2 pseudogenes are annotated in these 525 nt (G+C 63.4%); one reads left to right on the top strand and one right to left on the bottom strand.

Annotation, left to right across the window (positions count from 1 at the left end):
* Positions 1 to 179 (bottom strand): annotated as a pseudogene (locus EOB49_RS38405) (LPS biosynthesis choline kinase); the annotation flags it as partial.
* Between the two features lie 101 nt (positions 180 to 280).
* On the opposite strand from EOB49_RS38405, the pseudogene EOB49_RS34605 reads away from it, so the two are divergent.
* Positions 281 to 525: pseudogene (locus tag EOB49_RS34605) on the top strand (SAM-dependent methyltransferase); the annotation flags it as partial.

Here is a 525-nt window from a genome sequence, read left to right as displayed (position 1 = left end):
GCCACCGCTTCGTTGGCCCGGTTGATGTATTCCTCGGTGCCCTTGCCGGGAATGCGCAGGCAGAAGTCGCCGGCCTTGAAGACGAGATTGGTGAGGCCGCCCAGCCGTTCCAGCGGCCCGCTGTAGCCGGCCAGCATGGGAATGGCGTCCAGTGCGGCACGCGCCTCGTCTGTCACCATGCCTGCGCCCCCACGCTGTTATTTGTCGCAGCGACGGTTCCACAATTTTCGCGCTTTGGCTATCATCACTGCGAGATCAAAAATTGGCGGAATGGATAAAAGTGGCGGACAGCAAACATCAGGGCGCGCTCGGCGCGGCCTACGCGGCAAAGCGGCCCGAAGAGGTGGCCGCACTCTATGACCGCTGGTCGGAAACCTATGACGCCGACATGTCGGCCGCCGGCTATCGCCATCCGACGATCTGCCTTGCGTTGCTGGCCCGCCATCTGCCGCGCGGTTCAGCACCACTGCTCGATGCCGGGGCCGGCACCGGGCTCATCGGCGAATGGCTTGATATTGCTGGTTA

It is taken from the genome of Mesorhizobium sp. M7A.F.Ca.MR.148.00.0.0, from assembly GCF_003997735.1.
Taxonomy (GTDB): Bacteria; Pseudomonadota; Alphaproteobacteria; order Rhizobiales; family Rhizobiaceae; genus Mesorhizobium.
Note: the sequence above shows the minus strand (reverse complement) of the source record. Positions and strands in the feature narration are given on the sequence as shown.